1 protein-coding gene is annotated in these 625 nt (G+C 39.4%); it reads right to left on the bottom strand.

The annotated features are described in order from the left end of the window. Positions 1–375: 375 nt before the first annotated feature. Positions 376–625: hypothetical protein (locus tag ACFIK0_RS09640; protein ID WP_375663951.1), on the bottom strand; the 250-nt coding region annotated here is incomplete at its 5' end.

The following is a 625-nucleotide window of genomic DNA, read 5'->3' on the forward strand; positions in this document are numbered from 1 at the left end:
GAGTGCTTCGCTTAACGTTGCGGTTTCTGGCAGGGTGGTTAAGGTTGCTTTAGGCTTAATTAATGAGTTGAAAATCATGTTTAACATCCTTTATCGTGATAAATGCATTCATTATAATAACACATTCCTATTAAAATGATTAGAAAAAGATTAAAAGTGAGTGGGGAATAACCTTCTCGGCAAGGCGGTGGGCTAAGCTAGAACGATGGTTAGCACGGAACGGGCTGATCATCGTTCGTACTTAGACTCGAGCCTTGCGGTTATTTTCCACGTTATCTTGCTAATGTTCGTTAAAAAGCAGGAGGCTGAAAAGAAATTTTAGTTTCTTCCCAACCTCCACGTTTCCTCTTACCCGTTTTATCCCTCATAAATCATTTACAGTACCTTTATTCTTCTCAAGTGATTTTTCCAGCCAAGTGATATGCCAACAAGTAGTGCTATTACAATTAAAACAACTGCTGCGATAATAATGTTATGGTACCCACGATAAAGGATTACCCGCATCGTTGGTAATAAACTCTGTGGTAAACTACCAGCTGTTTTAGCGTTTGACAACTGATTCAGCATTCGAAGGGTAATTCCATGATGAGTTTGCACTCCCCGGAATAATTCCTGGTTCAAAATT

It is taken from the genome of Bartonella sp. CL63NXGY, assembly GCF_042194905.1.
Lineage (GTDB): Bacteria > Pseudomonadota > Alphaproteobacteria > Rhizobiales > Rhizobiaceae > Bartonella.